20 protein-coding genes are annotated in these 26,341 nt (G+C 37.6%); 17 read left to right on the top strand and 3 right to left on the bottom strand.

Annotation, left to right across the window (positions count from 1 at the left end):
• The first annotated feature begins 48 nt into the window (after positions 1-48).
• The gene (locus tag CXF64_RS02525; protein ID WP_024590962.1) at positions 49-1,674 is read left to right on the top strand and encodes a methyl-accepting chemotaxis protein; all 1,626 of its coding nucleotides are present in this window, start codon (positions 49-51) and stop codon (positions 1,672-1,674) included.
• Positions 1,675-2,115: 441 nt separating this feature from the next.
• Here the strand turns inward: CXF64_RS02525 and CXF64_RS02520 are convergent, their stop codons facing one another.
• Positions 2,116-2,523, bottom strand: a complete 408-nt coding sequence (locus CXF64_RS02520; protein ID WP_101216196.1) for a phosphate ABC transporter substrate-binding protein — start codon at positions 2,521-2,523, stop codon at positions 2,116-2,118.
• Between the two features lie 12 nt (positions 2,524-2,535).
• On the bottom strand, positions 2,536-3,666 hold the full coding sequence (locus CXF64_RS02515) for a porin (protein WP_101216195.1): 1,131 nt from the start codon (positions 3,664-3,666) through the stop codon (positions 2,536-2,538).
• Positions 3,667-4,172: 506 nt separating this feature from the next.
• On the opposite strand from CXF64_RS02515, the gene CXF64_RS02510 reads away from it, so the two are divergent.
• From CXF64_RS02510 to CXF64_RS02485, 6 genes are read left to right on the top strand one after another with little or no spacing between them, the layout of a single operon-like run.
• Positions 4,173-4,643, top strand: a complete 471-nt coding sequence (locus CXF64_RS02510; RefSeq protein ID WP_101216194.1) for a hypothetical protein — start codon at positions 4,173-4,175, stop codon at positions 4,641-4,643.
• Positions 4,644-4,697: 54 nt separating this feature from the next.
• Positions 4,698-5,210 (top strand): hypothetical protein, encoded by a 513-nt coding sequence (locus CXF64_RS02505; RefSeq protein WP_101216193.1) that lies wholly within the window; start codon positions 4,698-4,700, stop codon positions 5,208-5,210.
• Between the two features lie 51 nt (positions 5,211-5,261).
• On the top strand, positions 5,262-5,963 hold the full coding sequence (locus CXF64_RS02500; protein WP_101216192.1) for a hypothetical protein: 702 nt from the start codon (positions 5,262-5,264) through the stop codon (positions 5,961-5,963).
• Entirely contained in the window at positions 5,956-6,690 is a 735-nt protein-coding gene (locus CXF64_RS02495) for a hypothetical protein (protein WP_232783780.1), read from the top strand. Before CXF64_RS02500 ends, CXF64_RS02495 begins: the two co-directional genes overlap by 8 nt.
• Positions 6,691-6,692: 2 nt before the next feature.
• Positions 6,693-9,098, top strand: coding sequence for a fimbria/pilus outer membrane usher protein (locus CXF64_RS02490; RefSeq protein ID WP_101216191.1), 2,406 nt, complete (start codon positions 6,693-6,695; stop codon positions 9,096-9,098).
• On the top strand, positions 9,088-9,939 hold the full coding sequence (locus CXF64_RS02485; protein ID WP_101216190.1) for a hypothetical protein: 852 nt from the start codon (positions 9,088-9,090) through the stop codon (positions 9,937-9,939). Before CXF64_RS02490 ends, CXF64_RS02485 begins: the two co-directional genes overlap by 11 nt.
• Here CXF64_RS02485 and CXF64_RS02480 read toward each other — a convergent pair.
• A complete protein-coding gene (locus CXF64_RS02480) occupies positions 9,929-10,519 on the bottom strand; it encodes a LuxR C-terminal-related transcriptional regulator (protein WP_101216189.1) in 591 nt (196 codons plus the stop codon). The genes CXF64_RS02485 and CXF64_RS02480 overlap by 11 nt on opposite strands.
• Before the next feature lie 409 nt (positions 10,520-10,928).
• Here CXF64_RS02480 and CXF64_RS02475 point away from each other — a divergent pair, with 409 nt between their 5' ends.
• The 10 genes from CXF64_RS02475 to purF all read left to right on the top strand — a co-directional run bounded on the left by CXF64_RS02475 (position 10,929) and on the right by purF (position 26,292).
• Complete coding sequence (locus tag CXF64_RS02475; protein ID WP_101216188.1) at positions 10,929-13,151, top strand: TonB-dependent receptor; 2,223 nt, start codon at positions 10,929-10,931, stop codon at positions 13,149-13,151.
• Between the two features lie 265 nt (positions 13,152-13,416).
• Positions 13,417-14,538 (top strand): 4-phosphoerythronate dehydrogenase, encoded by a 1,122-nt coding sequence (locus tag CXF64_RS02470; protein ID WP_101216187.1) that lies wholly within the window; start codon positions 13,417-13,419, stop codon positions 14,536-14,538.
• A 48-nt stretch (positions 14,539-14,586) separates the two neighbouring features.
• Positions 14,587-15,603, top strand: coding sequence for an aspartate-semialdehyde dehydrogenase (locus CXF64_RS02465; RefSeq protein ID WP_007586655.1), 1,017 nt, complete (start codon positions 14,587-14,589; stop codon positions 15,601-15,603).
• Positions 15,604-15,957: 354 nt separating this feature from the next.
• Positions 15,958-20,151: a FimV/HubP family polar landmark protein gene (locus tag CXF64_RS02460; RefSeq protein ID WP_101216186.1), complete on the top strand. Its 4,194-nt coding sequence runs from the start codon at positions 15,958-15,960 to the stop codon at positions 20,149-20,151.
• A 148-nt stretch (positions 20,152-20,299) separates the two neighbouring features.
• Positions 20,300-21,097, top strand: a complete 798-nt coding sequence (gene truA / locus CXF64_RS02455; RefSeq protein ID WP_007584098.1) for a tRNA pseudouridine(38-40) synthase TruA — start codon at positions 20,300-20,302, stop codon at positions 21,095-21,097.
• A gap of 140 nt (positions 21,098-21,237) precedes the next feature.
• Positions 21,238-22,113 carry an acetyl-CoA carboxylase, carboxyltransferase subunit beta gene (gene accD, locus CXF64_RS02450; protein WP_007376856.1) on the top strand — a complete coding sequence of 292 codons (876 nt, stop codon included), beginning with the start codon at positions 21,238-21,240 and terminating at the stop codon, positions 22,111-22,113.
• A 25-nt stretch (positions 22,114-22,138) separates the two neighbouring features.
• Positions 22,139-23,404: a bifunctional tetrahydrofolate synthase/dihydrofolate synthase gene (folC, locus tag CXF64_RS02445; protein ID WP_024590974.1), complete on the top strand. Its 1,266-nt coding sequence runs from the start codon at positions 22,139-22,141 to the stop codon at positions 23,402-23,404.
• Positions 23,405-23,415: 11 nt separating this feature from the next.
• Positions 23,416-24,057, top strand: coding sequence for an SPOR domain-containing protein (locus CXF64_RS02440; RefSeq protein ID WP_024590975.1), 642 nt, complete (start codon positions 23,416-23,418; stop codon positions 24,055-24,057).
• Positions 24,058-24,252: 195 nt separating this feature from the next.
• On the top strand, positions 24,253-24,747 hold the full coding sequence (locus CXF64_RS02435; RefSeq protein ID WP_007376853.1) for a CvpA family protein: 495 nt from the start codon (positions 24,253-24,255) through the stop codon (positions 24,745-24,747).
• Positions 24,748-24,765: 18 nt separating this feature from the next.
• On the top strand, positions 24,766-26,292 hold the full coding sequence (gene purF / locus CXF64_RS02430) for an amidophosphoribosyltransferase (protein WP_007580920.1): 1,527 nt from the start codon (positions 24,766-24,768) through the stop codon (positions 26,290-26,292).
• Positions 26,293-26,341 lie beyond the last annotated feature (49 nt).

Below are 26,341 nucleotides of genomic sequence, written 5' to 3'. Positions count from 1 at the left end.
GATATCACGCCGATAATAAATATAGACAATAAAATAAGGTAGCACAGTATGGCTTCAGGCTTCTCTTTTCAAAACCTAAGCATAACAAAAAAAATACATGCAATAACATGCATTGCGGTAGTGGCTTTTATAGTGATCGTATTGATAAACTATTTAGCTATGAATGATAATAAGGTTTCTCTCGATGAAATGAGTAACTCATCGTATAAAGTTGTAAAAATAACGTCGCAAAACGTAGGGCTTTTAGAAAAACTTGATGAACTTTATACCCAAGCGGTTACGTTTGGTGAGCAAGATCTTATAGTTAAAGCAGACGAGGTATATCAAACTTTAGAGTCTAATATTACCTTAATAACGCAACTTAATAACTCCTACATTAATAACGATATTATTAATGAGTTGTCAGATTATGAAAAAATATCCTCAAGTATTGCTACAGGTATGGTTAACGGTACTGCTGATTTTAGTAAGATTCAGCAACAAGCGCAGCTTAAAACAAGTTTATATGGATCTGTTTTAGAAAGCTTTAAAGGCGCTCAACAAAAAGCGGATAATCGTTTTTTTGAACTGGTTGCCAACACTAAAGCGCGCTCTGATGAAGCATTAACTCTAATGTTAGCTGTATCCATTATTTCATTAATTTTATTATTGTTTATGGCTATTTGGATTGCTAAGAATATAGGTTCATCTGCGAGTGATGCAGCTAACAACCTTAGTTTATTAGCAAGCGGCAATGGTTCTTTAAGCACACAGCTATCTGTTAACTCAGAAGACGAAATTGGCCAAGTCTCTATTAATTTTAACGCATTTATTTCCTTACTAAGAGAAACAGTTCTTGAAGTTATTGCTGTATGTGAGCCTTTAATGGAAAACTCAACACGACTAGTTCAAGGTATGGAACAAGCTGAGCGTGCTACAACAAAGCAAACCACTGATGCTGAAATTGTTAAGCAATCTATGGAAGAAATGAAGCAGAGTGTTGGTGATATATCAGAATCTGCAGCTAACGCTTCTCACGCTGCTGAAACGGCCGAGAAAGAAGTTGAACAAAGTCGTACACAAGTACAGATGTCAGTTACCGCTTCTCGTACGCTCAGTGATGAAATTAATCGAGCTGCAGGGACTATTAATAAGCTTGCGGACGATACAAAAAATGTATCGCAGATTTTGAATGTAATTACGTCTATTGCAGATCAGACAAACTTACTTGCTCTTAATGCTGCTATTGAAGCTGCACGAGCAGGTGAACATGGAAGAGGCTTTGCTGTAGTGGCAGATGAGGTTCGTGAACTGGCTTCTCGCACTGCACATTCTACTAATGAAATACGTGAACTATTGGGATCATTAACGACTGCCGCAAATGAATCTGTAGCTGCTATGACTTCAGCACGTGATATGGCAACAGATAATGCTACAGCCGCAGAAAAAACAGGTATTTCAATAGAGAAAATCGCAGAGCAAATGTTAGAAATTAATGGTATGAATTCGCAAATAGCAGCAGCAACTGAAGAACAAACATCCGTTGCAGCTATGGTAGTAGATAATGTGTCAAATATGCATGTATCGTTCGAAGATACTATGGACTCACTACTTGCTGTACGCGACGTAGCCAAAAACCTACATTACCTATCTGATAACCTATTAGATGCAACCGCTAAGTTTAGAATCGAGTAAAGCTTAGTACTGAGTCAGTATAAAAATCTACCCTAGGGTTGATGCCAGTTAGTTAACCGCTGACTGGCTTTTTTGTTTGGATAATTGGTTTGACATACCTAGTATATGTCCACTCTCGCTTTATTAGTAATATGTGATGCTCTACTTTAGCTTACTATTGCTCTATTTATTTAGGGATGCTCCCTGAGATCTCAATAAACATAGTCTGAATTGAGTTAATAATATTAATTGCACACGTCGTAACACTCAGTTGACAGAAGTCTTCTGAATTGGGTGCGTAGCTATTGGCTAGAGAAAGTGTTGTAGTGGGTTGCAAAAAAAGGCCTCTGAATAAATTCAGAAGCCTTCATAAACGAACCAGAAGGCCGGTTTATCGATTGGTTAAATATTTCTCAACCTATCTGTACTAACCTCTGGGTGGTTTTTATATCAATTTCACTGCTAAAAGGTCGCAATTACTTTTACTTTATCGGTCACTTTAGCACTATCAACATAGCCAATTGCATTTCCATTAGCTGCAACAAAATCAATAACAGCTTGGTCAGTTGTTAGTTTTTCAGGCGGGGTACCTTTACCTGTAAATACAAGCTTTGACCAATATGCATTTAACTGACTGCTAGACTTACCCACTACTTTGTCGTTAAATTCATCAGCTACAGATGTACCGTCTTGATTTATAGGATTAACTTTATCGCCATTACTAAATGACTTACTTTTTCCCAGATAAATCTTTTTTATTGTGTCAGCATCTATAGAGCTAGCATTGCTTGGATTAATAATCACAGCAACTTCTGCAAATACATTAATTGAGCACAATGAAAGTGCACTTACTAAAATTAATTTTTTCATCATAAGCTCCAATTAAAAGACAAGATCTACACCGACAGCTACAACATCCGTCTCTGTATCAGTTATGTCATCTTCAAAACGACTAAAGTCGATCTTGAAAGCAGCGGAAGGATGAAAATCATAACGTGCACCAATTGTGTATACGTTACTTTGTGCACGAAGACCTTCAAGAGCACCATTTACAGCTGAATTTAAGGTTGGTATTGACTCAATGGTATTAAAACGTGATGAGTCATGTTTGTCATCATTGTCTTCATAAGTAAAATGAACAATTACACTGTCAATACGGTAACCAACTGATGCGTAATACTGTGACTGTTCTGGTAGTATACTGTCTTCAACCTCAAATTGCGTATATTCGGCATCAAACAAAAAGTTTTCATAATCAACAGAAAAACCAACGCCAACGAAGCTCGTTTTATCTTCTTCAGTGATTAGGTCATTCGCAGTATTAGTTAAGCCACTATCAGACAATACACTTACGAGACCAATTAGGCCGCTATCCTCTGATGAAATGCTAGTGTCGGCCACAATGTATGCAGCTCGCGCACTGAACCAGTCGTATGATAGACTCCAGTTTATACCGCCTAAATTATTTAATTCAGCAGGTAATTCTGTTCCAAATACGTCAATATCACCATCGAATGCACCATAAAAGCCTTGAAGCGTAGAATCCCAATCACCCAATTGAGAGCTGTAAACTACACTAACTCCTTCATAAGTTGAAAATGGGATACCGTATACTGATTTTGGCGGACGTACCCATCGATAAGCATAACCTACATCCAAGAAATCAGAATACTTGTAAAAAGGAACACGCATTTTACCAGCGCTAAATTGCAGTTCATCGCTGTATTCATAAGTAACGTATGCCCATTCGAATGTGGCGTCAAAGTCGTCCTCTCCACGCGCAATAATTTGAGCCGTAGCCGTTAGCTTCTCTTGAAGATCAGCAGATAGTTGTAAAGCGAACTTACTCTCATTTTTAAATGAGATATCGTCGTCATATCCGTATAAGGTTTGATCACTGTCTAGGCTTTTACCACCCACGATAGATGCAAAACCATTAATACGTACTTCAGCGCTTGCATAGCTAGATGCAAGTACAGCACATACAGCTACTGCTACAGATAGCTTTTTCATATATATTTCCTATTTGTTATTTGGATGTTGATTTCAATAAGATTATAGAAGTAAATTTGGTTTTTACCTAACTTAGCTAGTTAATAAAAAAGAAGTGAGCCTTTAGTTTACCTTGAAATTTTCAATTTTTAGTTATCAGACTTTCCTAATTAAAGTTAGTGATTTTACTGAAGCTAAAATTTTAAATTTATTAACATTGTTTAGTGAATTATTTCGAAGGTAGTGATTGATATCTCGTTCGTTGTTTATGCTTTGTTTGTAGCGTGTAGCGTTGTTTATAAGCATTAAATATATTGCTATGGGGCTTTAGGAAGGGGCTAATCACAAATTGGTTCTTTTTATTTACTGATTACGAATCACATAGATGTTTATACCCAGTGGTATGCTTATTTACAGCTTATTTAGTATTACCCTTTGTTTTGTAATCAAATACCAACTTCCTAAACCTGAATTTTAGCTTAACATGGACACTGTATTAGCAAGGTAGTTCAAAGGAAGTGATAACGATGAAGAGGTTAGCATGGTTAGTATTATGTTGCTTTGCATCCAATGCATATAGCAATGATGAAGTAAGTATTATATTGGTTGGTTTTATCTCTCCAGTATGTGAATTTACCTCACAAAATAATAACTTAGAGTTTTCTTCTAATGGCGTTGCTAATACAACATTAGAGATCAACTGTAATTCACCAATGCGAATATCAATGCAGTCTCTTAATGGCGGTTTAAGCCATGAGCAAAGTAATAGAATAAGTTCATATAATATTAACTGGACGTTGGAAGGTGCCAATAAAATTGTGTCTATATCGGCACAGGCAATCAAATCGACCTATAACTTTAATATTGATGATATCTTATTTAATACCATTGCTGAGATTCAGTTAACTCTAGATGAACCTTTGATATATGCAGGAAGCTACCAGGACGTGATCCGCATAGAAATGACACCATCAGTAGTATCGGGTGGCGTGCTATAGACGCACATTTATTAACAAAACAAACTATATGTCACATGGATAAGGAATATAACAATGAATAAACTAATCGTAATTTCAGCAATTTCAGCATTTACAACATTCGCATCAGGTTCTGTATTAGCAACTAGCCAAGACTTTGCTCCAGGAGGAACTGTTCCTGTTATTTGTAATGCAACAACCTTTACAGGTGATTTTGATTTTACTGAACAGCAAATAAAGAGCGCAACAGGTTCTTTAGATGTTGACTTCAAGGTTACATGTAACAGCGCTAATGACGCAGTTGTAAAATTGAAGTCTTCAAATGGTTGGTTGGAAAATCAATCTAATGCAGCATTCGGAGTTAAATATCAAGCAAAACTAGATGTGGCTGACGCTAATAATTTCAATTTAGTACTTGATGCAGACAACACAAGTAAGCAAAAAGCTAGTGAGCAGCGAATGACTACTAATGCTCAGGTGGCTACGGGGGTCGATGCAAAATTGACTGTTGGCCTAACCAGTGGTTATGGGAATTCAATGGCCGGGGATTATGCTGATAATTTATTATTGACTATAACTGCTTTGTAAAAATTAAATAGGCAGCTAAGGCTGCCTTTTATTACAAAATAGGGGTATTAAATGCGCAATAAAATAATTATTCTGTCAATATTCATATCTTTCCGTATTTTTGCATTTCAGGTCGAGCCTATGGTGGCTGATTTACAGCCATTGGGTGCAAATTCCCAGGTGTTACTGCGAGTAACCAATACTTCCGAGAATCAATTGTCAGTAGAAATTTCAAGTTTTGATTTAACAATCAATTCCCAGAATAAAGAGAAGTTATTTGCTAATGACAACGATTTTATGATCATACCTATGACTGCGATTATCCCTCCAGGAGAAAGTCAGGCTGTTATTGTAAAGTACATAGGCGAACCAATATTAAAAGCATCAAAATCTTACCGAATAGAAGTGAAACAGCTTGATGTTGATTTAAGTGGAGGCAGTCAATCTTCAATTGGAGTTGGCTATGTTTTTCAAACTCTATATAACGTAGTACCTATTCAAGCACATGCACAGTTAGTTGTTAATGGTAAGCAGCAAGCTAGTGAGGGTTTATGGAAGGTGTATTTAGAAAACAAAGGAAATAAATATATTCGCTTGACAAAAACTCAATGGATAATTGAGAGTTCTGGTGAAAAGTTAGAACTTAAGGATGACAAATTAAAAGAAGCCCTTTCAGATCAGTTTTTATTACCTTACTCTAGCCGTGAGGTTACATTGCAAATGCCAGCAAGATTTGATCCCAATTTAAGTAAGTTAATGGTGGTGCATGAATAGGCCATTTTTTTTAATTATACCAGCATGCTTTTTATTGAACTTCTTTTGGCCTGTTTATGCAATTGAGGTAAGACCTATGGTGATAACTTTTTCACCTAATGAAGATGCTAACAGCTTAGTACGTAATGATCTAACTCGTGAGATAGCATTCGATATACAAATATTTGAAATTAAATTTAGTGAGGAGGACGCAAAAGAAGAGCCAAAGCTCAAAGCTATAACTGATTCGCCACTATGGGTCTTCCCACCATCGCTATACCTAGAGCCTGGTCAAGCTCAACAACTACAATTTAAGTGGTTAACTGAAGTTTTACCTGAATCTGATAAAAGTTACCAGATTAGCCTGATTGAACAGCCCATTTTAAATCATTCTACAACTAGCGGCCCAGCACTAAATCTTCGATTAAATGTGAACCTAGTGGTTCATGTTGACCAGCTAAAGCTAAAACCCAATTTAGTAGTAGCTCCTCTTTCTATAGAAGGTAATTATATTACAACTAATATTAAAAATATTGGCCCAGGTGCAAGCCGTTTAAGTGAGTATGATCTTAACTTCATAGATATTAATAGTGAAGTATTGGTACAAAGAGTTTTAAAGCAGCAGCTGAGAGCCAAGGGATATGATGTATTTTTTGCTCCGCATAGTATTAGTCACATTGAAGTACCGGTTTCAACTTCTATAAATAAGAACAACCTAAAGCAGCTGTACTTAAAACTGGAAAAGTGATTATGCGGCTACTAATTTATTTTCTTTTGCTTACTCTTACGTTGAACTGTTTTGCAAAAATAAATCCAACAAATCATACAATTGAATTAAGCGTTGAAGCTGAACTCAATAGCAGCTCAATTGGTAAAATTGCGCTAGTTATTGAGCCTGATGATAGGCTGATAGTTAAATGGAACGATGTTCACTCTGCTTTTCAAGATGTATTGTTTCCCGAACTTTTTTCAAAGTTATCAGCAAAAGTTCATGACGGTTTGCTTACCCATCAGGCAATAGAGGATAGTGGTTTTGCTTTGCATTTCGACTTCAGTAATTTTAACTTACAAATAAGTGTTCCTTTAAAGTTTATTACCATGAGAGCCTTGACATTAAAGCCTGATATTAGGTATTTACATGCTGAGAATGTTGCTGATTTAAGTGGCTTTACTAATTTTTATGCTAGCCTTTTGCATAGTCAAATTATTGGAGTAGATAAAACAAGAAGGCAGTTAGCAACACGTGCAGAAATGGCATTAAACTGGCAGGGATGGGTAATAGAAAATGAAGTCGAGTACATATCAGAAATAACTGAAAAAGACTCAAGTTATAGACGATTGGGAACACGATTAACTCATGATACTCCTCTTGCGGGGATGCGTATCTCAGTAGGAGATAACTATAGTTCAGGTAGTTATTTTCAATCAACATCACGATTTTTAGGTGTTTCATTGGCTCATGACTTTGCATTAGTTTCTAATAAGACTATTCGTCCTAGCGCTTCCAAAAGCTTCACTTTAGAGAGTCCTTCTTCTATAGAAGTTTTTGCGGATAGCAAAATTATAAGCAGGTTGAACCTAGGAGTTGGTACGTATTCTTTAAGTGATATCCCTCTTAAAGAGGGAAGCAATAATATTAGTTTACGGATTACAGATATAGCTGGCGTGGTGCATTACATAGATTTTGACGTAACTACGGGTTTAGACTTATTTGCTCAGGGACAGCTAGAATACGAAATTCACTTAGGTATACCTTCTAAATTAGCTGAGCAGTTAGAATATAGTAACGATTACCCGCTTCTTAGTAGCTACTTGGATTATGGTATATCGCCAAGTTGGACATCAGGCTTTACACTACAAATGGATGAATATGTGCAACAGCTTGGTTTCAAAAATATCTTTGCTACTCAAGTAGGCAAAGTTGCGTTTGAAAATGCTATTAGTTTCGCTGATCGTACAGGACATGCTTACCGATTATTATACAGTAGCTTTTATGATAGTAGTTCTTTGCAGCAAAGCTTTAGCATAGGTTATGAGTATAGCTCTGTTGGATTTAGCTCTATTGGGTATCGCCCTGAGTTATTAAATAATGCACAATTTCAAGAACATCTCATACAATCTAATTATAGTTTTGTTTTTGACCCTAGCTTGCAAGTTGCTTTTTATGCAAATTTAAATAGAGCACATGCACAATCTTATTATGATAAATCAGCTGGAGTAAATTTTTCTGGTAACTTAAATAGCAGTGATTGGCGTTACAATTTTGGTGTGCAATTTGATGAAATTGCAAAAGAAAATGCTTGGGGGATCCAGCTATCTTTATCTTATAAGTTTAGTAACCCTATTAGAGCTAAGCTTTCACACCAATCAAGAAGAAAGGCGACTCGTTTTGAGTTAAACCACAGTTCAAATCACCGGTATGCTGGCGCTCTTAGTATGAGGGCAGGAGTTGAAATGAGTGATGAAAATGCAGCTTTGTTCGATTTAACTTCGCAGTATAGCGGAAACAGGTTTTTATTTAGCCTTGACCATGCGAGCTCATTTGAACAGTTTAATAGCAACAATGTATCACATCAAAGCAGAGTGAGTTTTGCGTCTAGTTTGGCTTTTGCCGAAACTGAATGGGCTGTTGGTAAGCCTATTAATGACAGCTTTGCTTTAGTAAATGCACACCGTAGTTTAGGAGATAACAAAATTATATTGGGTAAAAACAAACAGCAATATAGGGCGAGTAACGATCAGTTCAAAACTATTTTATTAAGTGATGTTGATTCTTATACAAATTCTGCAATCTCGATAGATGTCGAAAATCTACCTCCAGGTTATGACTTAGGTTCAGGGTTAATTGTTCTCTTTCCATCATATAAGAGTGGCCATAATTTAACAGTTGGTACGGATGAGAATATATCAGTAATAGCGACCTTACTTGATCGCCAAAAGCAACCACTTATATTGCAAGTTGGTGTTGCTTCTTGCTTAAAAAAACCAGGAAAGAGCTACAAATTTTTTACTAATAAATCAGGGCGCTTTGCACTTACAGGGCTTGCACCTTGTCGCTATACTGTAAAGCTTAATAATAGTAGTAATTCAAAATTCTTATTAGATGTAATAGAGGGTGAACAACTACAGCGTAAAGGAAATATTTATGTTGACTAAAAAAGTGGTTAACTCAATGATTGGCTGGGTCTTATTGTATTTACCTTATATGTGTTTTGCGCAGTGTAATGCAAAAATTGATAAGGTAGAGCATATATTTGATGATTTCGATCAATACTATTCTTTACAGACTACAGATGCAAAAAAACAGTTGCGAATTAGTGTGGTTGATGACGAGGAATGCCAGCTTCACGTTATATTAAAGAGTGAAAATCAAGGAAGGTTGAAAGGTGTATTCCAAAATATAGCCTATCGGTACAGTAGTAACGCACAACAACTTTTAAGTTCATCAATCAGCAGGTTGGAATTTATTGACTCAAAAGCTGAAATAGAGCTCCTAATTCCTTCGGGTACACCGGTCAAAGCAGGTATTTACAAGGATAGATTACAGGTTAAATTGTATGATCAAAATAATAATTTCCTAGACGAGCTTCAATTGGACATTGATACAAATATAGCACCTAGAACGAATCTTTCAGTACTTGGTTACAATACATTATCAAGTACTATCAGTTTAGGAGAGTTAACTCCCAGACAAACATATTCAATGTTACCTAGCTTACAAATAGTAACAAACTCGGATGTTAAACTACGTGTTAGCTCTGATAATAAAGGTAAGCTAGTACATAGTATTTATAAGCATCGCTATGACATAGGTTACTATCTAGATATGGCAGGGGATGAGTTACACCTTAGTCAAGATATTGAGCAGGTGTATTCATATAATGGCCAAACTGTATTTCTATTACCGCTTAGAATACATTTATCTGACTTTAGAGAGCAAGCTGCCGGAGAATATTCAGATACAATCAGGTTTCAAATAAGCCCGCTTAACTATTAATTTTATTTAAGTTTTTTTGACACCAAAGCAATGCTTGTTGCTTGTTTTTTACAGCGATTTTTTGATACACCTTGTGTAAATGTACACGAACTGTAGCTTCACTGATAAATAAAGTGTCTGCAATTGCGCTTGAATGTAAGCCAGAAAATAACAAGTTTAATACTTTCATTTCTTTGCAGGTTAAGTTATTTGATTGCAGCGCAGTTTGTTGTTCACTCGCTAGCATTTGTCTCATCCAACCATCAGTTACCGCACGTGGAAACCAAAGTTTTCCTTGTTCTATTGCTTCTAATCCTTGCTGCAGTAGTACTTCGTCAGTGCCTTCATAAAACAAACCTTTCAAATTAGGCCACTCTTTTAATGCTAGTACATCACCGTCTTTGGGCACGTCAAAAATAACGAGTCCTTGATGACCGTTTTTTAGCATAAACTGATTTATAAGTTCATGGTTTGTAATAACATTTAAAGCTTGATAATTAACAAGTAGGACGTTGAAGTCAGCTGCAACACAAAAAAGTGACGTGTAATTTGGGCTGGTGAAGCATGTGGGGCTTTTATTGGCTGTATTTTCAATATTCATAATATTCTATCCATAGACTACATTTTAGCACTATATTCTTATTTTTAGTTAATTTCAATGATAGCTGAATGTGTTTTAGCTCTTTTTTTATACACTAAAGTACATGTATGAGTATGTTTTATGCGCTCTTTAAAATAGTATTTATGAGATTTTTTGTTTTAAAACAGTTTATTACTGAGGTAAATATCAAAGGGGTTTATTTATGATAATTCATTTAAAGCTAACAATGCTTAAATTACTGTCATTTTCTATGAATTTATTTAAATAATTTTATACATTTATTCACAATAATGTCATATAATACCTGTCCAGAGGAAAGATGCTATTTAGCGTCTTTTTTTATGCCTAAAATTTATATTATCAATATAAAAGCATAACAAAAATCACACGGTATCCTTTGGAGAATATTTTGAAACTACGCACACTCTCACAGTTAAGCCTAGCAATTGTCGCTGCACTATCTACCTCAGTAAATGCTGAAGAAGCCAAAACAACAGCAAAACAAGACGCGTTTGAAAAAATCGAGGTCACAGCTCGTAAACGTACAGAGAGCCTGTTTGAATCTCCAACTGCTATCACATCAATTGGGGCGAACCTAATTGATAAAGCCAACATGAGTAATCTTGAAGATATTGGTAAATATGTTCCAAACTTAAACATCACCCGTTACGGTGTTGGTAATGCAGCACATGCGTCTGTATTTATTCGTGGTATTGGTCTGCAAGATCACATAATAACTACTGATCCAGGTGTCGGCGTATACTTAGATGGCGTTTATTTAGGTCGTCAAATGGGTTCTAATTTATCATTACCTAATGTTGAGCGTGTTGAAGTGCTTCGTGGTCCACAAGGTACTTTATATGGTCGTAATACATTAGGTGGCGCTGTAAATGTAATTACAAAGCAACCTGGTGATGAAGGTATTGTAACTACTTCAGCTAAGCTGGGAAGTCGTGGACGTATTGCTGGTGATGTTTATTTTAATAACTCACTAAACGATGAACTAAGCATGTCTGCGAGTGCATCTTACAAAACACGTGATGGTGTTGGTGAAGCTGTTAATTTAGCAAATCCAGAGAAAGAAATTGGTGAGGAAGAAGAATTTAGTGGTCGTGTAGCCCTTAAATGGCAAGCGAACAGCGATTTAGCATTCACTTTTGCTTTAGATGGAGTTGATAACGAGTCAGGTCAATCGCCTTACACAATTGAATTAACTGACCCGCTAGATGCAAACGATGTGTTTAATGGCGACTTCCCATTATTGACTCAAGATTTAATTCCATCAGACCCTGATGATTTAGGTACAACCGTTGCAGGTATTGAATCAACCTCTTACTCAGGTTGGGGCACATCGTTCTCGGCTGATTGGGCAATTAACGATACTTATACTACTAAGTTTATCTCAAGCTACCGTACATCTGAGTATGAAGGTGGCCTAGATGACGATGCATCACCTTTAAACTTATCTGAGTTTCCAGAAGAGGGCGGAGCTGATCAGTACTCGTTTGAAATTCAACTAAATGCGACATTTGATAATATGGACTTTGTATCAGGCCTTTACTTTTTTAATGAAGATGGCTTTACACGTTCAGGCCCATTTGTATTCAGCCCATTTAATACACCCAATGGCTTATTGAATGACGGAGTAACAGAATCATTTGGTGGTTACGGCGATTTTGAAATTAACCAAGAAACTAATTCTTACGCAGCCTACTTTAATGCAAGCTACGATTTAACTGACGATTTAACGGTAGGTGGTGGCCTTCGTTATTCAAAAGATGAAAAAGATGCAAATGCTATATTCCCATCATTTCTTACTCGTAAGTATGTAAGTGCAGATTTTGATGCAGTTACCTGGGATGTAAATGCATCTTATCAGCTTAGCAATAATATGAATGTGTATGGCCAGATTCAAAAAGGCTACCAAACAGGTGGTTTTCCACCGCGCCCATTTGGTGGACCAGACCAGTTTGTATCATTTGACGAAACGAAAGCGATTAACTACGAAATGGGTCTAAAAGGCCAAGTACACGAAAATGTATCTATGATGCTTGCGGTATTTGTGACTGATTACACTGATTTAGCATTACCGTTTTCAGACCCAACAGCAGGTGGCGGTTTCGTAACAATTGTAGAAAATGCGGGTCAGTCTAAAGCACAAGGTATTGAGCTTGAAACAACCGTCGCTATTACTGATGACTTTACTATTCGCAGTGCAGTTGGTTATTTAGATTCTGAAATAACAGAAGTGGCTGAGGGTGTACAAGGTATAGGTAAAGGCGATTCACCAGCACTTACACCACGCTGGACTGTCATGGTTGCACCTTCTTACTTTATGGATTTAGAGAGCGGCGCAACACTTGCGTTTAATGCTAACTATTCGTACCGAAGCGAAATGCAAGGGCAATCAGTTTATAACCAAAGTGAGACAATAGATTCTCGTGAACTAGTTGGTTTTAACATTTCCTACACTAATCCATATGGCGATATGGAAGTTACACTGTATGGTGAAAACGTTCTAAACGAAGTTTACGATGTTGGTCGTCTACAACAATCAGGTTTTGTTGGCGTAATGCGTAGTAATGATCGAAGTGAGTTTGGTTTGAAATTCAAAAAAGATTTTGAGCTATAAACTAAAATCAAGTAAATAAAATATAATGTAATTGAAGTTTATTTTGCATAATAAAGGCCGAATCATGCTGTGATTCGGCCTTTGTGTATTCAATAGTAAGGTTATTATTTGCATCGTTTAAATTCCTAATTTTAATTGCTGATTTAAAACAATCCACATCCCCATTTTTGAGTGTTTGTATTAACTAAAATGCGCCTTTTTAGTTTGTGTAAAGGCTAGGTTGTTCGCTACAATGGCGCCTCTTAAATGCCAAACGGACTCTGTAATGAAAATTCTTGCCGATCAAAATATGCCTTTAGTTGAGCAGTACTTTGCAGACTTTGGTGAGGTTGAGCGTTTTGATGGTCGTAAATTAACGCCTGAACAATTAATAGATGTAGATGTTCTTCTTACTCGTTCGGTGACTAATGTTAATCATGAACTTTTGGTACAAGCTAACAAGTTGAGCTTTGTAGGTACTGCCACAATCGGCATTGACCATATTGATACGCAATTGCTGCATGATAGAAATATTGCTTTTACAAGTGCACCTGGTTGTAATGCTGTTGCTGTAGCTGAATATGTAATTAGTAGCTTATTTGCATTAAGCCAAGAAAATGCGCGTCCATTGTGTGCTCAAACAATTGGTATTGTAGGGATGGGCAACATTGGTACATGTTTGGCGCAAAAATTAAAAGCATTAAACGTAGTTGTACTGCTGTGCGATCCGATTAAGCACGAACAAGGCTTATTACAAGAGCATGTAGCGCTTGATGAGTTATTAGCGCAGTCAGATGTTGTTACTTTTCACGTTCCCCTTGTTAAAAGTGGCGAGCATAAAACACTGCACATGATGGGTAAAGAGCGTTTAAAAGCACTTAAGCCAGGAAGCACGCTAATTAATGCAAGCCGTGGCGATGTAATTGATAACCAAGCATTGCTTGAGGTAATGGAAGCTGGGGCTGATTTAGATTTAGTACTTGATGTATGGGAGAAAGAACCCAATATTTTAACTGAATTACTAGAGCATGTTCGTTACGCTAGTGTGCATATTGCAGGGCATACACTTGAGGGGAAAGCTCGTGGTACACAAATGTTGTATCAAAAACTGTGTCAGCTCAAAGGTGTTGAGGCGATTAAATCGTTGGATGATTTTTTACCAACACCAGCTGTTACAAATGCAACTGTTACGCCAAGCCTTAATGAGCAAGATATTGCCCGTTTAGTGCATTTAATTTATGACGTTCGCCGCGATGACGGAATATTACTTCGTCGTCTAGAGAGCGACGGCTTTGATAGTTTACGTAAAAACTATCCTATAAGGCGAGAATTTAGCACCTTATTTCTACAAGGTGATAGCCCACAACTTGCAGCACTTAGCCAGCTTGGCTTTAGCATAGCTGAATAATTATTTAACTAACGATGTTGTTTTAATGTCGTTTATAGAGGAAGAAATATGTCGCAAAAATATAACGTTGCCGTACTTGGCGCTACTGGTTTAGTAGGCCGTCAAATCATTGAAACGCTAGCAGATCGTAAGTTTCCTGTAGATCAGCTTTTTTTACTTGCGAGCAGCCGCAGCGCAGGTGAAGACATAAAGTTTCGTGGTGAGACCATTGAAGTACTTGACGTTGAAGGCTTTGATTTTAGCCAAGCGCATATAGGTTTGTTTTCTGCTGGTGGTAGTGTATCTGAAAAATATGCTCCTATTGCTGCTGATGCCGGCTGTATTGTAATCGATAATACATCGCACTTTAGAAATGATTTTGAAATCCCACTAGTGGTGCCAGAAGTTAATGCTTCAAGCCTAGCTGATTTTAGGAATCGTAATATTATTGCTAACCCTAACTGTTCAACTATTCAGATGATGTTAGCACTTAAACCAATTTATGATGCTTACGGAATAGACCGTATTAACGTATCTACTTACCAAGCTGTATCGGGCGCAGGTAAAGAAGCGGTTGATGAACTTGCAAAGCAAACAGCTAACTTGATGAATGCACGCCCTATGGATAATAAAGTATTTCCAAAGCAAATTGCATTTAACGTTATTCCTCAAATTGATAGCTTTGAGGATAATGGCTATACACGCGAAGAAATGAAAATGGTAAATGAAACTCATAAAATTTTGGGTGATACCACTATTGCAGTAAATCCTACATGTGTACGTGTTCCCGTGTTTTTTGGTCACTCAGAATCAATTAATATTGAAACGCGCATGCCTTATGACTTTGAACACGTTAAGCAACTTTTAAAAGACGCGCCTGGTGTCGAGCTAATTGATGATGAAGGTGATTACCCTACAGCAGTGTCTGACGCTAGTGGTAACGATACTGTTTATATAGGCCGATTACGTGCTGATATTTCTCATCCTCATGGATTAAACATGTGGGTTGTAAGTGATAACACTCGCAAAGGTGCTGCAACTAACAGCATTCAAATTGCAGAAGAGCTTATTGCTAATTACATGTAATAGTTAATAGCGCTGAACACATTTTAGAAGCGGTAAACATTATTTGTTTGCCGCTTTTTGTTTATAGAGCTTGTCAGTTTTTTGCCGTTTATTTTTAAAAGTATAAAAACTGATTGATAACACTCAATAAATTAATATTTATAAAGATGTTTTAAGGCATTTATTTTCAAGGTGTTGCGATGGATATTAAGCCTTAACTGGTTTATAGTTTGTAATTGGAATAGAGCTTGCAATAAAAATAGATTGTAATAATAAATGCGAGTCAGTCATTTGGCTGATAACAGCAATAATCAACAATATTTATGCACTTAAGCTTTAAGTGTTTTGTTAATATTTAAATATTAAAGGATCAGCATGCGCGGTTTAGTTACACTTATTATATTAGCGTCTGCATTGATAGTAACGCCAGTTTACTCTCAAGACAGTACCCAATTAAAGGGGCCTAAAGGCGTTGACTATGGTGCGCAAGGGCGATCTATTGGGCCAATTAAACCAACAGACACACTTTGGCGTATAGCGGCTAAAGTGCGCCCAGATAACTCCGTCAGCATTTATCAAGTTATGCAGGCCTTGTATAACAAAAACCCCAACTCATTTTTAGAACAAAATCTTAATCATATTCAAAATGGTGCCTATTTAAAAATCCCTACTTTAGCCGAAATAAAAGGTGTAAATACACAGCTTGCAAAACAACGCTCAGAGCAAGATGATGCATTATGGGAAAAGAAAAAAAATGGCACACTTACGCAAAGCGAAATTACCTCAGCACAAACAAAAGTAACCCAAGCTCGTAAAGTCGACGTAGACGATGCCAAAAAAGAGATACAGAAAGAATTAAATGAAATAAAAACAGAGCAAAGTACTAAGCTGGTTGAGTTACAACAACAATTTAAAAATTCTGTAAGCAATGTAGAAGAAATTTTAGTTGAGAATAATAATCTTAAAAAACAATTATCAGGTATTTCAAACGAACTCGAAAACTTACGCTTACAGTTAGGACAAGACAGTGAAATTCAAAATCAATTAAAAGAACTAATTGTTAAGCAAAACGAGATTATTGCACAACAAAAAAAACAAGAGATAGTACCAAAAGAATCGTTTGATTTAAGCTCATTATTTTCAAATCCGATAGTGCTGGGTTTATCAATGTTTATTCCTGGGCTACTGATTATTTTTGCAATTGTTATGTTTTTACGCAAACGAGCAAGTAATCAAGAAGAGCCACAAAACGATGATGACTTTTTACCACAAACCCCAATTTACACTGGCGATGATGATTTAGGTCCAAGTTTAAATGACGATCCAATTGTACCCGACCCTTTAGATGAGTTGAGTGTTCAACTTGATGATAATCTTGAAAATGATATGTTGCCTGATGATGATTTAGATGACGGCCTAGATGATTTTTCAGGTGGTGAGAATTTACTCGATCAGGATGAGCTTGAAAGTCTACTAAGCGATGACATTGTTTTTGATGATGAAAATACCGATGACGATGATGAACTCGATATTTTTATGCAGCAAGGGTTTGATCAACCTTCAGATGAAAACGCTGAAGATATTGATTTAGACTTATCTGATGACTCAATAAACAATGATGAAATTCTAACTAATGACGATTTAGATAGCTTGTTTGATGAAGACGATAGTCTACCTGAGTTTGATGCACCGCAAACAAGCGAAGCTTTAGAGGATGATAGCTTAGAGTCTCATGATGAAATGGCGGCTTTAAGTGAGGAGCTTGCAGATGATGATAATTTTGATATAGATGAATTATTAGATCAAACATCAACAGAATTAGATACCTCAAATAACACTTCAGCTGAACTTGATACAAGCGACGACTTTGATTTAGACGATATAGATAGCTTAATTGATGAAGCGAATGACCCAAAAAGTGATGTGGCAGATGACTCAATTGATGCAGAGTTACTCGACGAAGATGAACTTCTAGAAGAAAGCGACGATTTTGATTTAGATGACATAGATAGCTTAATTGATGAAGCAGCGGTTGACACTGCAGATGATTCATTAGTTGAGGAAAGCGACGATTTTGATTTAGATGACATAGATAGCTTAATTGATGAAGCAGCGGTTGACACTGCAGATGATTCATTAGTTGAGGAAAGTGACGACTTTGATTTAGACGACATAGATAACCTAATTGATGAGGCAGCAGTTGATACTGCAAATGATTCATTAGTTGAGGAAAGTGACGACTTTGATTTAGACGACATAGATAGCTTAATTGATGAGGCAGCGGTTGATACTGCAAATGATTCATTAGTTGAGGAAAGTGATGACTTTGATTTAGACGACATAGATAACCTAATTGATGAGGCAGCAGTTGATACTGCAAATGATTCATTAGTTGAGGAAAGTGACGACTTTGATTTAGACGACATAGATAGCTTAATTGATGAGGCAGCGGTTGATACTGCAGATAAATCATTAGTTGAGGAAAGTGACGACTTTGATTTAGACGACATAGATAACCTAATTGATGATGAACTAAAAAATTCAGATGTAAGAGATTCAGAAATTGATAATGCATTAGCAGACTCAGTTGAGGATTTAGCAGATGCTCAAGAAGAATTAAATGTTGATGATATTGAGTCGCTTGCTTCATCATTAAATGAAGAGCCAGAGCTTGAAGAAGAGCCAGAGCTTGAAGAAGAGCCGGAGCTTGAAGAAGAGCCAGAGCTTGAAGAAGAGCCTAAGCTTGAAGAAGAGCCTAAGCTTGAAGAAGAGCCAGAGCTTGAAGAAGAGCCAGAGCTTGAAGAAGAACCAGAGCTTTACGATGAGCCAGAACTTGAAGAAGAGCCTAAGCTTGAAGAAGAGCCAGAGCTTGAAGAAGAGCCAGAGCTTGAAGAAGAACCAGAACTTGTAGAAGAGCCCGAGCTTTACGATGAGCCAGAGCTTGACGATGAGCCAGAGCTTGACGATGAGCCTGAACTTGCAGAAGAACCTGAGCTTGACGATAAGCCTGAGCTTGAAGAAGAACCTGAGCTTAAAGAAGAACCTGAACTTATAGATGTAACGGTTGATGATTTTTCAGACACATCAGAGTCGCTTCTTGATCCTGAAGATGCACTTGAAGAATACACAGATGATACTTTAAAGAGCGTTGATGAGCTTTTAAGTGAGCTACAACAGGCCACTGATGACGACTATATAGAAACACCTGATTGGTCTTTAGATGAGCTTGATGATGATCTTGAAGAAATAGAAGTTGATCTTGGTGACGATCCGCTAGCGGGCGACGATGACTCAGATCTTACTGAAATTGAAGAGCAGCTTGATAGCGAGCTTGTAACGCCAAGTGAAGAGTTGGATGAATATCCTGAACTTGAATTAGACGATGATCAATCATTATTAGAGAATGAGCCTTCGTTTGAGCCGCAAGAGCTTAAAGGAGATGCATCGGGTGATGAAAATGCAGTAGCACTTAGTCAAACAGAGAAAGATCTCGCAAATGCGCTTATGGCAGATGGTGATTTAGATAGTTTAGAAGATGATTTTGATGATGAACTATTAATTGATAATGACTTCTCTGAATTAGAAACTGAAACGGAGATTGAAGATGAGTCGCTTGATGATGATTTACTTCAAGAAATTAATAATGAGGTTGATTCTGTTGAACCACCAAGTATTGAAGATGACATCAAACCTCTTAACCTTGATGAAGTTCAAGAAACATTAGAAAGTGAGTTGCCATTTACCCCTGAAGAATTACAAGGGGATGATTTAGATGGTGAGGCACCGGGAGTCGCTTCCAGCCAAGCTGAGCAAGATTTAGCAAACGCACTTATGGCAGATGCTGATTTAGATAGTTTAGAAAATGATTTTGATGATGAGATTTTAATTGAAAATGATTTTTCTGAATTAGATGCTGAATTTGACGAAGATAGTTTAGAGCAAGCGCTAACTGATGAGTTATCAGACGAATCGCAAGAGCAAACAAATGCAGAGCGCGAAGCACAGTTAACAAGCTTAGATGAAGTGGGTAGCACTGATATTAGCTCTGACGACGAACTTGATGAAGAGTTTATGTCGAATTTGACGCAAACTGATTTTGATTCATTACTTAGTGAGTTAGCAGAGCCTGAAGACTTAAGTGTTGATGACAGCAGTGAATTTGATGTTGACTTTGACAGCTTGCTAAAAGAAGACTTAGAGACAGATGATTCATTAACTACAAAAGAGTCACTTGTTGAAGGTAGTGATGTTGAGCAACTTGATAATGACGAATTTGTAGATATTGATTCATTATTAGAAGAAAGTGACGACGCTGAACTTGAACACGAACCTTACACCGACGTTAATATGGATGTCGGTTTGAGTGAGTTTGATGCATTACTTGCAGGTGATAACCCAACGGATGTTGATGCTGAAAGTGGTGGCTACTCAGCTAAACTTGATTTAGCGCGTGCTTATATTGAAATTGATGATTTTGATTCTGCGCTTAAAGTTATTGAGGATGTCATTAACAAAGGTCCTGAAGAAGTTCAAGAGGAAGCACTTAGCTTAAAAGCTAAACTAAAATAATTAAAATGTTTATAAGAACCCGTATCTAGCTTAGCTAAATACGGGTTTTTTTATGTGTATTGGTTTGATTACGACAGGTCTCCTTTTATTGCATCGTTAGATAGCATAAAATGCCTCGTTCATTAGCACAGTAGGTAAAACGGTAATTATGCGAGTAGCACTTGGAGTTGAATACAACGGCGCACGTTATAGTGGTTGGCAGCGTCAATCACATGTAAATAGCGTACAGCAAGAAGTAGAAAAAGCGTTGTCGCGTATTTGTAATCATCCTGTTGAAGTTATATGTGCAGGGCGTACAGATGCTGGTGTGCACGGTACAGGCCAAGTAATACACTTTGAAACGCAAGCCGATCGCGATATGGTCGCATTTACACTAGGTATGAATACTTTAATGCCTAAAGATATTGCTATTCGCTTTGCCCAACCGGTTGCTGATGACTTTCATGCCCGTTTTAGTGCTACAGCTCGTCGTTATCGCTATGTTATTTATAACTCCCCCCTACGAGGTGCGGTATTAAACGAGGGGGTTACGCATTTTCATCATCATCTTGATGAAACAAAGATGCAAGAGGCGTGTCAGTACTTAATAGGTAAACACGATTTCACCTCTTTTAGAGCGATACATTGCCAAGCGAATACACCGACAAGAACAATTCATCATCTGTCGGTACAGCGCCAAGGTACTTACGTTATTATTGATATTAAAGCGAATGCATTTTTACATCACATGGTACGTAATATCACAGGCAGCTTAATGGATGTTGGTTTACATAAACAACAACCTATATGGATAAAAGAGCTACTTGATTGTAAAGAACGCGCAAAGGCCAGTGCTACCGCTAAGGCTGCTGGTTTGTATTTAGTGGATGTTGACTACCCTGAGCAATTTAATATTCCTCAAACACCTTTAGGCCCTTTATTTTTGCCTGATATAGATGTGGTATAAGTACTTTTTATGAGCACTTTTAACTACTAAGACCAGTTTTTTATACCGCGTTAGTGTAATTCATGTTTTAATTGAAAAAATTTGTCTGCTAATTGCTATTAGCAGGCTCGCGACACAGAACAGTATTAAGAGAGTTGCAAATGAGTTGGCTAGAAAAAATCTTACCTAAAACGACAAAATCATCAGGTCGTAAAGAAATCCCAGAAGGTGTTTGGGCTAAGTGTACATCGTGTGATTCAATTTTATATAAAGCTGAATTAGAAAAGTCATTAAACGTATGTCCTAAGTGTGACCATCACATGCGTGTTAGTGGCCGTAAGCGCCTAGAGCACTTTTTAGATGAAGGTGATCGTCAAGAGCTTGGTACACAACATGAGCCTAAAGACATTCTTAAGTTTAAAGATTCTAAAAAGTACTCTGACCGTATCAGTGCAGCCCAAAAAGCAAGTGGTGAAAAAGATGCACTTGTAGCTATGAAAGGCCGATTAAAAGGTATTCCAGTGGCAGCGGTAGCATTTGAGTTCTCATTTATGGGTGGTTCAATGGCTTCTGTTGTTGGCGCTCGCTTTGTTGATGCTGTTGATCAATGTTTAGAGCATAATATGCCGCTTATTTGTTTTTCTGCATCAGGCGGAGCACGTATGCAAGAAGCGCTTATGTCGCTTATGCAAATGGCTAAAACAAGTGCTGCACTTGCAAAAATGACGGAAAAAGGTCTTCCATTTATTTCAGTAATGACCGACCCGACAATGGGTGGTGTATCTGCATCACTTGCTATGCTGGGTGATATTAACGTTGCTGAACCTAAAGCGTTAATTGGTTTTGCAGGCCCTCGTGTTATTGAGCAGACTGTTCGCGAAACATTACCTGAAGGTTTTCAGCGTAGTGAATTTTTGCTAGAACATGGTGCAATTGACATGATTATTGACCGCCGTGAAATGCGCGATACCCTTGCACGCATTTTAGCTAAATTTATGAACTTGCCTTCTACGGAACAAGAGCATAGAGTAGCGTAAATTTCAGCTTTACTGATTACACGCTATGACAAAAACAATTCCTAGCCAATCATCAAGCCTTGATGATTGGCTTTTTTATTTAGAAAGTGTTCACCCAGCTAACATTGCAATGGGCCTAGAACGAGTTGCTAATGTTGCCAACAATATTGGCCTTTTAAACACTCCAAGTAAAATTATTCTTATTGCCGGTACAAACGGTAAGGGCACCACTGCACGTTGCTTAGAGTCGCTATTGCTAGCGCAAGGTTTTAGCGTGGGTACTTACGCATCTCCTCATTTAATTCGTTATAACGAGCGTGTACGAGTTAATGGCGAAGAACTGGCAGACCAATTTCATATAGATGCTTTTCACCAGCTTGAGCAAGGCCGTAAAGACACTCCTTTGACTTATTTTGAATATGGTACTTTGGGTGCGTTGGCAATTTTTAAACGCTGTAAGGTCGATTATGTATTACTAGAGGTTGGTCTAGGCGGGCGCTTTGATGCTACAAATATAGTAACTCCCTTTGCAAGCGTGATCACCACTATCGATTTAGATCATAAAGAGTACCTAGGTGATACACGAGAGTTAGTGGCTTATGATAAAGCCGGTATTTTTCGTGAAAATACGCCTGCTATTATAGGGGATTTAAATATTCCTCACACAATGACTGATTACGGCAAAGAAATTAATGCCAATATGACGTTGTCGGGCAGTGACTTTATTTTCAAAGAGAATGCTGAGAGCTTTAATTGGCAATATAAAGAACATAATCTTGTAATAGATAAGCCAGCAATACCGTGTCAAAATGCAGCAACTGCGTTAACTGCGCTAAGTGTTTTAAGCTTATTACCTAGTGAGCAAGTCATACGAAGTTGCCTCGCTAATTTAGTTGTAGAAGGGCGGTTTCAGCAGTTAAGCGCTGAGCCTTTAGTCTTTACCGATGTAGCACATAACCCTGAGTCGGCGCGTTACTTAGCCAATAAGTTATCAAGCTATAAAGATAAAGGCTTTAAAATTCATGCATTAGCCGCTATGCTTGCTGATAAAGATAAAGTGGGTGTACTCAAAGAAGTAAGTCACTTGGTCGATGAGTGGTCATTAGCGAGCTTAAGTGGTCCGCGAGGCGACACTGCAAGTAATTTACAAAATGCGCTGCAGGGTATATCTCATCATAATACTATCAATAGCTATGATAGTGTGGCACAGGCACTGAGTGTAATTTTACCAAAACAACAAAGTGATACTATGTTGATTGTATTTGGTTCATTTTTTACAGTGGCCGGCGCTATTAATTACTTTAAAAAATAGAGAGGATGTCGGTGAACTCAAGTTTTATTAATCGCTTAGTCGGAACAAGTATAGTAGTGATCGCAGCAATTGTGTTTATCCCTAATATACTCGATGGCGAAAAAGTGCATTATAAAGAGGGCTTTAAAGCGATACCTGATCGCCCTGAGTTCAAAACAATCGATCTTCAAGAGTCAATTGATGAAAACATGGCTAATGCTGAGCCACTAAAACAAGATGAAATTGAAGATATTCAAGCTGACGATGAAGCTTTTGAGCAGCAAAACGCTATGGATGAGAGTGACTACGCTGTAGAGAATAAAGTTGTTGAAGCGACTATTGAACCCAAAGCAACACCGATCACTAAGGCACCTGTTCAGGCTAAACCAAAACCTATTGCGCCTCGTAAAAGTGATGAAAACCTAACAAGTATGGCTTACGTTATTCAATTAGGTAGTTTTTCACATGTTGCAAATGTAAAAGCATTACAGGCTAAATTAAAAGTTGAAGGGTTTAAAACGTTTACTAAACCGATTAAAACCCCAAATGGGACGTTAACCAAGGTATTTGTTGGTCCTTCGCTTGATAAAAATGAATTACAAAAGCAGCTTCCCCAGCTGAAAGAGCTTACTAAATTAAATGGTAAAGTTACGCAATACGAAGTAACAAAATAATTAAAAAAAGGCTTGTATCACAAGCCTTTTTTTATTTATTTATATTTGTTTTTATCATTATCTTTATCTCACAATACCCATTCTATAATGTTAATTTTTTGTATTGACTACAACCCAGTAATCTCCCGTTTAAACTTGCATACTAACGATGTTTGGGTATAGAATGCGCCCCAAATTAGCGACTAATTGGTTCTTATGATCTGGGTTGATTACGCCATTATTGGCATCATTGCATTGTCTACCATCATCGGTTTAATACGCGGCTTTGTAAAAGAAGCAATGTCATTAGCGGTATGGGCTGGCGCCTTTATCATCTCTAGCTTATTTTACCAATATTTAGCTTCCTTCCTAACAACCATTTCTGAACCCCTTTTAAGAAATGCTGCGGCCATAGCCATATTATTCTTTGCGACGCTACTGTTAGGCGGTTTACTAAACTATATTTTAGGTGAGCTTGTACATCGTACTGGTTTATCGGGTACCGACCGTGTCTTTGGCATAGTGTTTGGTGCTCTACGAGGCGTGTTGGTCGTGAGCGCGTTACTCTTCTTTCTTGATGCTTTTACTGGTGCACCCAATACGCACTGGTGGGGCAATTCTATTTTGATTCCAGAATTTGGCTTTGTTGTTGAATGGTTCTTTTCGTACCTAGAAAACAACTCGAGCTTTTTAAATTCAGTAAACCGTTAATCGGCGAGGATAAATTACATGTGTGGTATCGTTGGAATAGTCGGAACATCCCCTGTGAATCAGGCGATTTATGATGGCTTAACTGTTTTGCAGCACCGTGGTCAAGATGCCGCGGGTATCATTACCATTGAGAATAATACGTTTAGCTTGCGCAAAGCAAATGGCTTAGTGAAAGATGCCTTTCACACACGTCATATGAAACGACTACAAGGTACAATTGGTCTTGGCCATGTGCGCTATCCTACAGCAGGATCTTCAAGCTCATCTGAAGCACAGCCTTTTTATGTTAACTCACCGTTTGGTATAGCACTTGCCCATAATGGCAACCTTACTAATGCAGAAGCTTTAAAAGAGCAGTTATTCTCAGAAGCACGTCGTCACGTTAATACAACATCAGACTCTGAAATTTTACTTAATATCATGGCACATGAATTAAGCAAATCTGATAAGTTGCATTTAGACCCTGAAGATATTTTTACTGCGGTAACCGAAGTAAACAATAAAGTAAGCGGTGGTTATGCAACTATTGCTATGATTATCGGCCACGGCATTGTTGCTTTTCGCGACCCTAATGGTATTCGCCCACTTGTATTTGGTAAACGCGAAACCGAAAAAGGTACTGAGTACATGTTTGCCTCAGAAAGCGTTGCGTTGAAACCGGACGGTTTTGAGTTTGTACGTGATGTAGCCCCTGGTGAAGCTATATATGTTACAGAAGAAGGTGAATTCCATTCACTTAGTTGTGCTGATAAGGCATCTTACTCGCCGTGTATTTTTGAATTTGTTTATTTTGCTCGACCTGACTCAACAATAGACCGTATGTCTGTGTACGCAACACGCGTAAACATGGGGACTAAACTAGGCGAAAAAATTGCACGTGAATGGGCTGACAAAGATATTGATGTAGTTATCCCAATCCCAGAAACTTCATGTGATGTAGCACTGGAAATCGCACGTGTACTTGATTTACCGTATCGCCAAGGTTTTGTTAAAAACCGTTATATTGGTCGTACATTTATCATGCCTGGCCAAGAGATGCGTAAAAAATCAGTGCGTCAAAAGCTAAACGCAATTGATCGCGAGTTTAAAGGTAAAAACGTATTATTAGTTGATGACTCAATTGTTCGTGGTACAACATCAGCACAAATTGTTGAAATGGCCCGAGAGTCTGGCGCTAAAAACGTTTACTTTGCATCAGCGGCACCTGAAATACGCTTCCCTAATGTGTACGGTATTGATATGCCTTCAGCCGCTGAGCTTATTGCTCACGGACGTGAAGTAGAAGATATTAATGCAAGTATTGGTTCTGACGGTTTAATCTTTCAATCGTTAAAAGATTTAATTGCTGCGGTTAGCCAAGAAAATCCTGAAATTACTAAGTTTGAAACTTCAGTATTTGATGGCCAATATATTACTGGCGATATTGATCAAAACTATTTAAATCGTATTGATAAGCTACGTAACGATTCAGCAAAAAGCACCCGAGAAAGTGCGATGTCTTCAGGTTTAGAAATACACAACCAAGACGAAAACGAAGCTGATTAATGATTAGTTAATAAAAAGTCGTTACACAAAAAAAAGGAGCTAATTAGCT

The organism is Pseudoalteromonas sp. GutCa3 (genome assembly GCF_002836155.1).
Classification (GTDB): Bacteria; Pseudomonadota; Gammaproteobacteria; order Enterobacterales; family Alteromonadaceae; genus Pseudoalteromonas; species Pseudoalteromonas arctica.
This window is presented reverse-complemented; position numbering and strand designations above follow the sequence as displayed.

Excerpts from the sequence above, each read along its gene's own strand:
- CXF64_RS02525 (WP_024590962.1), top strand. The coding sequence starts at position 49 with ATGGCTTCAGGCTTCTCTTTTCAAAACCTAAGCATAACAAAAAAAATA.
- CXF64_RS02520 (WP_101216196.1), bottom strand. The coding sequence starts at position 2,523 with ATGAAAAAATTAATTTTAGTAAGTGCACTTTCATTGTGCTCAATTAAT.
- CXF64_RS02515 (WP_101216195.1), bottom strand. The coding sequence starts at position 3,666 with ATGAAAAAGCTATCTGTAGCAGTAGCTGTATGTGCTGTACTTGCATCT.
- CXF64_RS02510 (WP_101216194.1), top strand. The coding sequence starts at position 4,173 with ATGAAGAGGTTAGCATGGTTAGTATTATGTTGCTTTGCATCCAATGCA.
- CXF64_RS02505 (WP_101216193.1), top strand. The coding sequence starts at position 4,698 with ATGAATAAACTAATCGTAATTTCAGCAATTTCAGCATTTACAACATTC.
- CXF64_RS02500 (WP_101216192.1), top strand. The coding sequence starts at position 5,262 with ATGCGCAATAAAATAATTATTCTGTCAATATTCATATCTTTCCGTATT.
- CXF64_RS02495 (WP_232783780.1), top strand. The coding sequence starts at position 5,956 with ATGAATAGGCCATTTTTTTTAATTATACCAGCATGCTTTTTATTGAAC.
- CXF64_RS02490 (WP_101216191.1), top strand. The coding sequence starts at position 6,693 with ATGCGGCTACTAATTTATTTTCTTTTGCTTACTCTTACGTTGAACTGT.
- CXF64_RS02485 (WP_101216190.1), top strand. The coding sequence starts at position 9,088 with ATGTTGACTAAAAAAGTGGTTAACTCAATGATTGGCTGGGTCTTATTG.
- CXF64_RS02480 (WP_101216189.1), bottom strand. The coding sequence starts at position 10,519 with ATGAATATTGAAAATACAGCCAATAAAAGCCCCACATGCTTCACCAGC.
- CXF64_RS02470 (WP_101216187.1), top strand. The coding sequence starts at position 13,417 with ATGAAAATTCTTGCCGATCAAAATATGCCTTTAGTTGAGCAGTACTTT.
- CXF64_RS02465 (WP_007586655.1), top strand. The coding sequence starts at position 14,587 with ATGTCGCAAAAATATAACGTTGCCGTACTTGGCGCTACTGGTTTAGTA.
- CXF64_RS02460 (WP_101216186.1), top strand. The coding sequence starts at position 15,958 with ATGCGCGGTTTAGTTACACTTATTATATTAGCGTCTGCATTGATAGTA.
- truA (WP_007584098.1), top strand. The coding sequence starts at position 20,300 with ATGCGAGTAGCACTTGGAGTTGAATACAACGGCGCACGTTATAGTGGT.
- accD (WP_007376856.1), top strand. The coding sequence starts at position 21,238 with ATGAGTTGGCTAGAAAAAATCTTACCTAAAACGACAAAATCATCAGGT.
- folC (WP_024590974.1), top strand. The coding sequence starts at position 22,139 with ATGACAAAAACAATTCCTAGCCAATCATCAAGCCTTGATGATTGGCTT.
- CXF64_RS02435 (WP_007376853.1), top strand. The coding sequence starts at position 24,253 with ATGATCTGGGTTGATTACGCCATTATTGGCATCATTGCATTGTCTACC.
- purF (WP_007580920.1), top strand. The coding sequence starts at position 24,766 with ATGTGTGGTATCGTTGGAATAGTCGGAACATCCCCTGTGAATCAGGCG.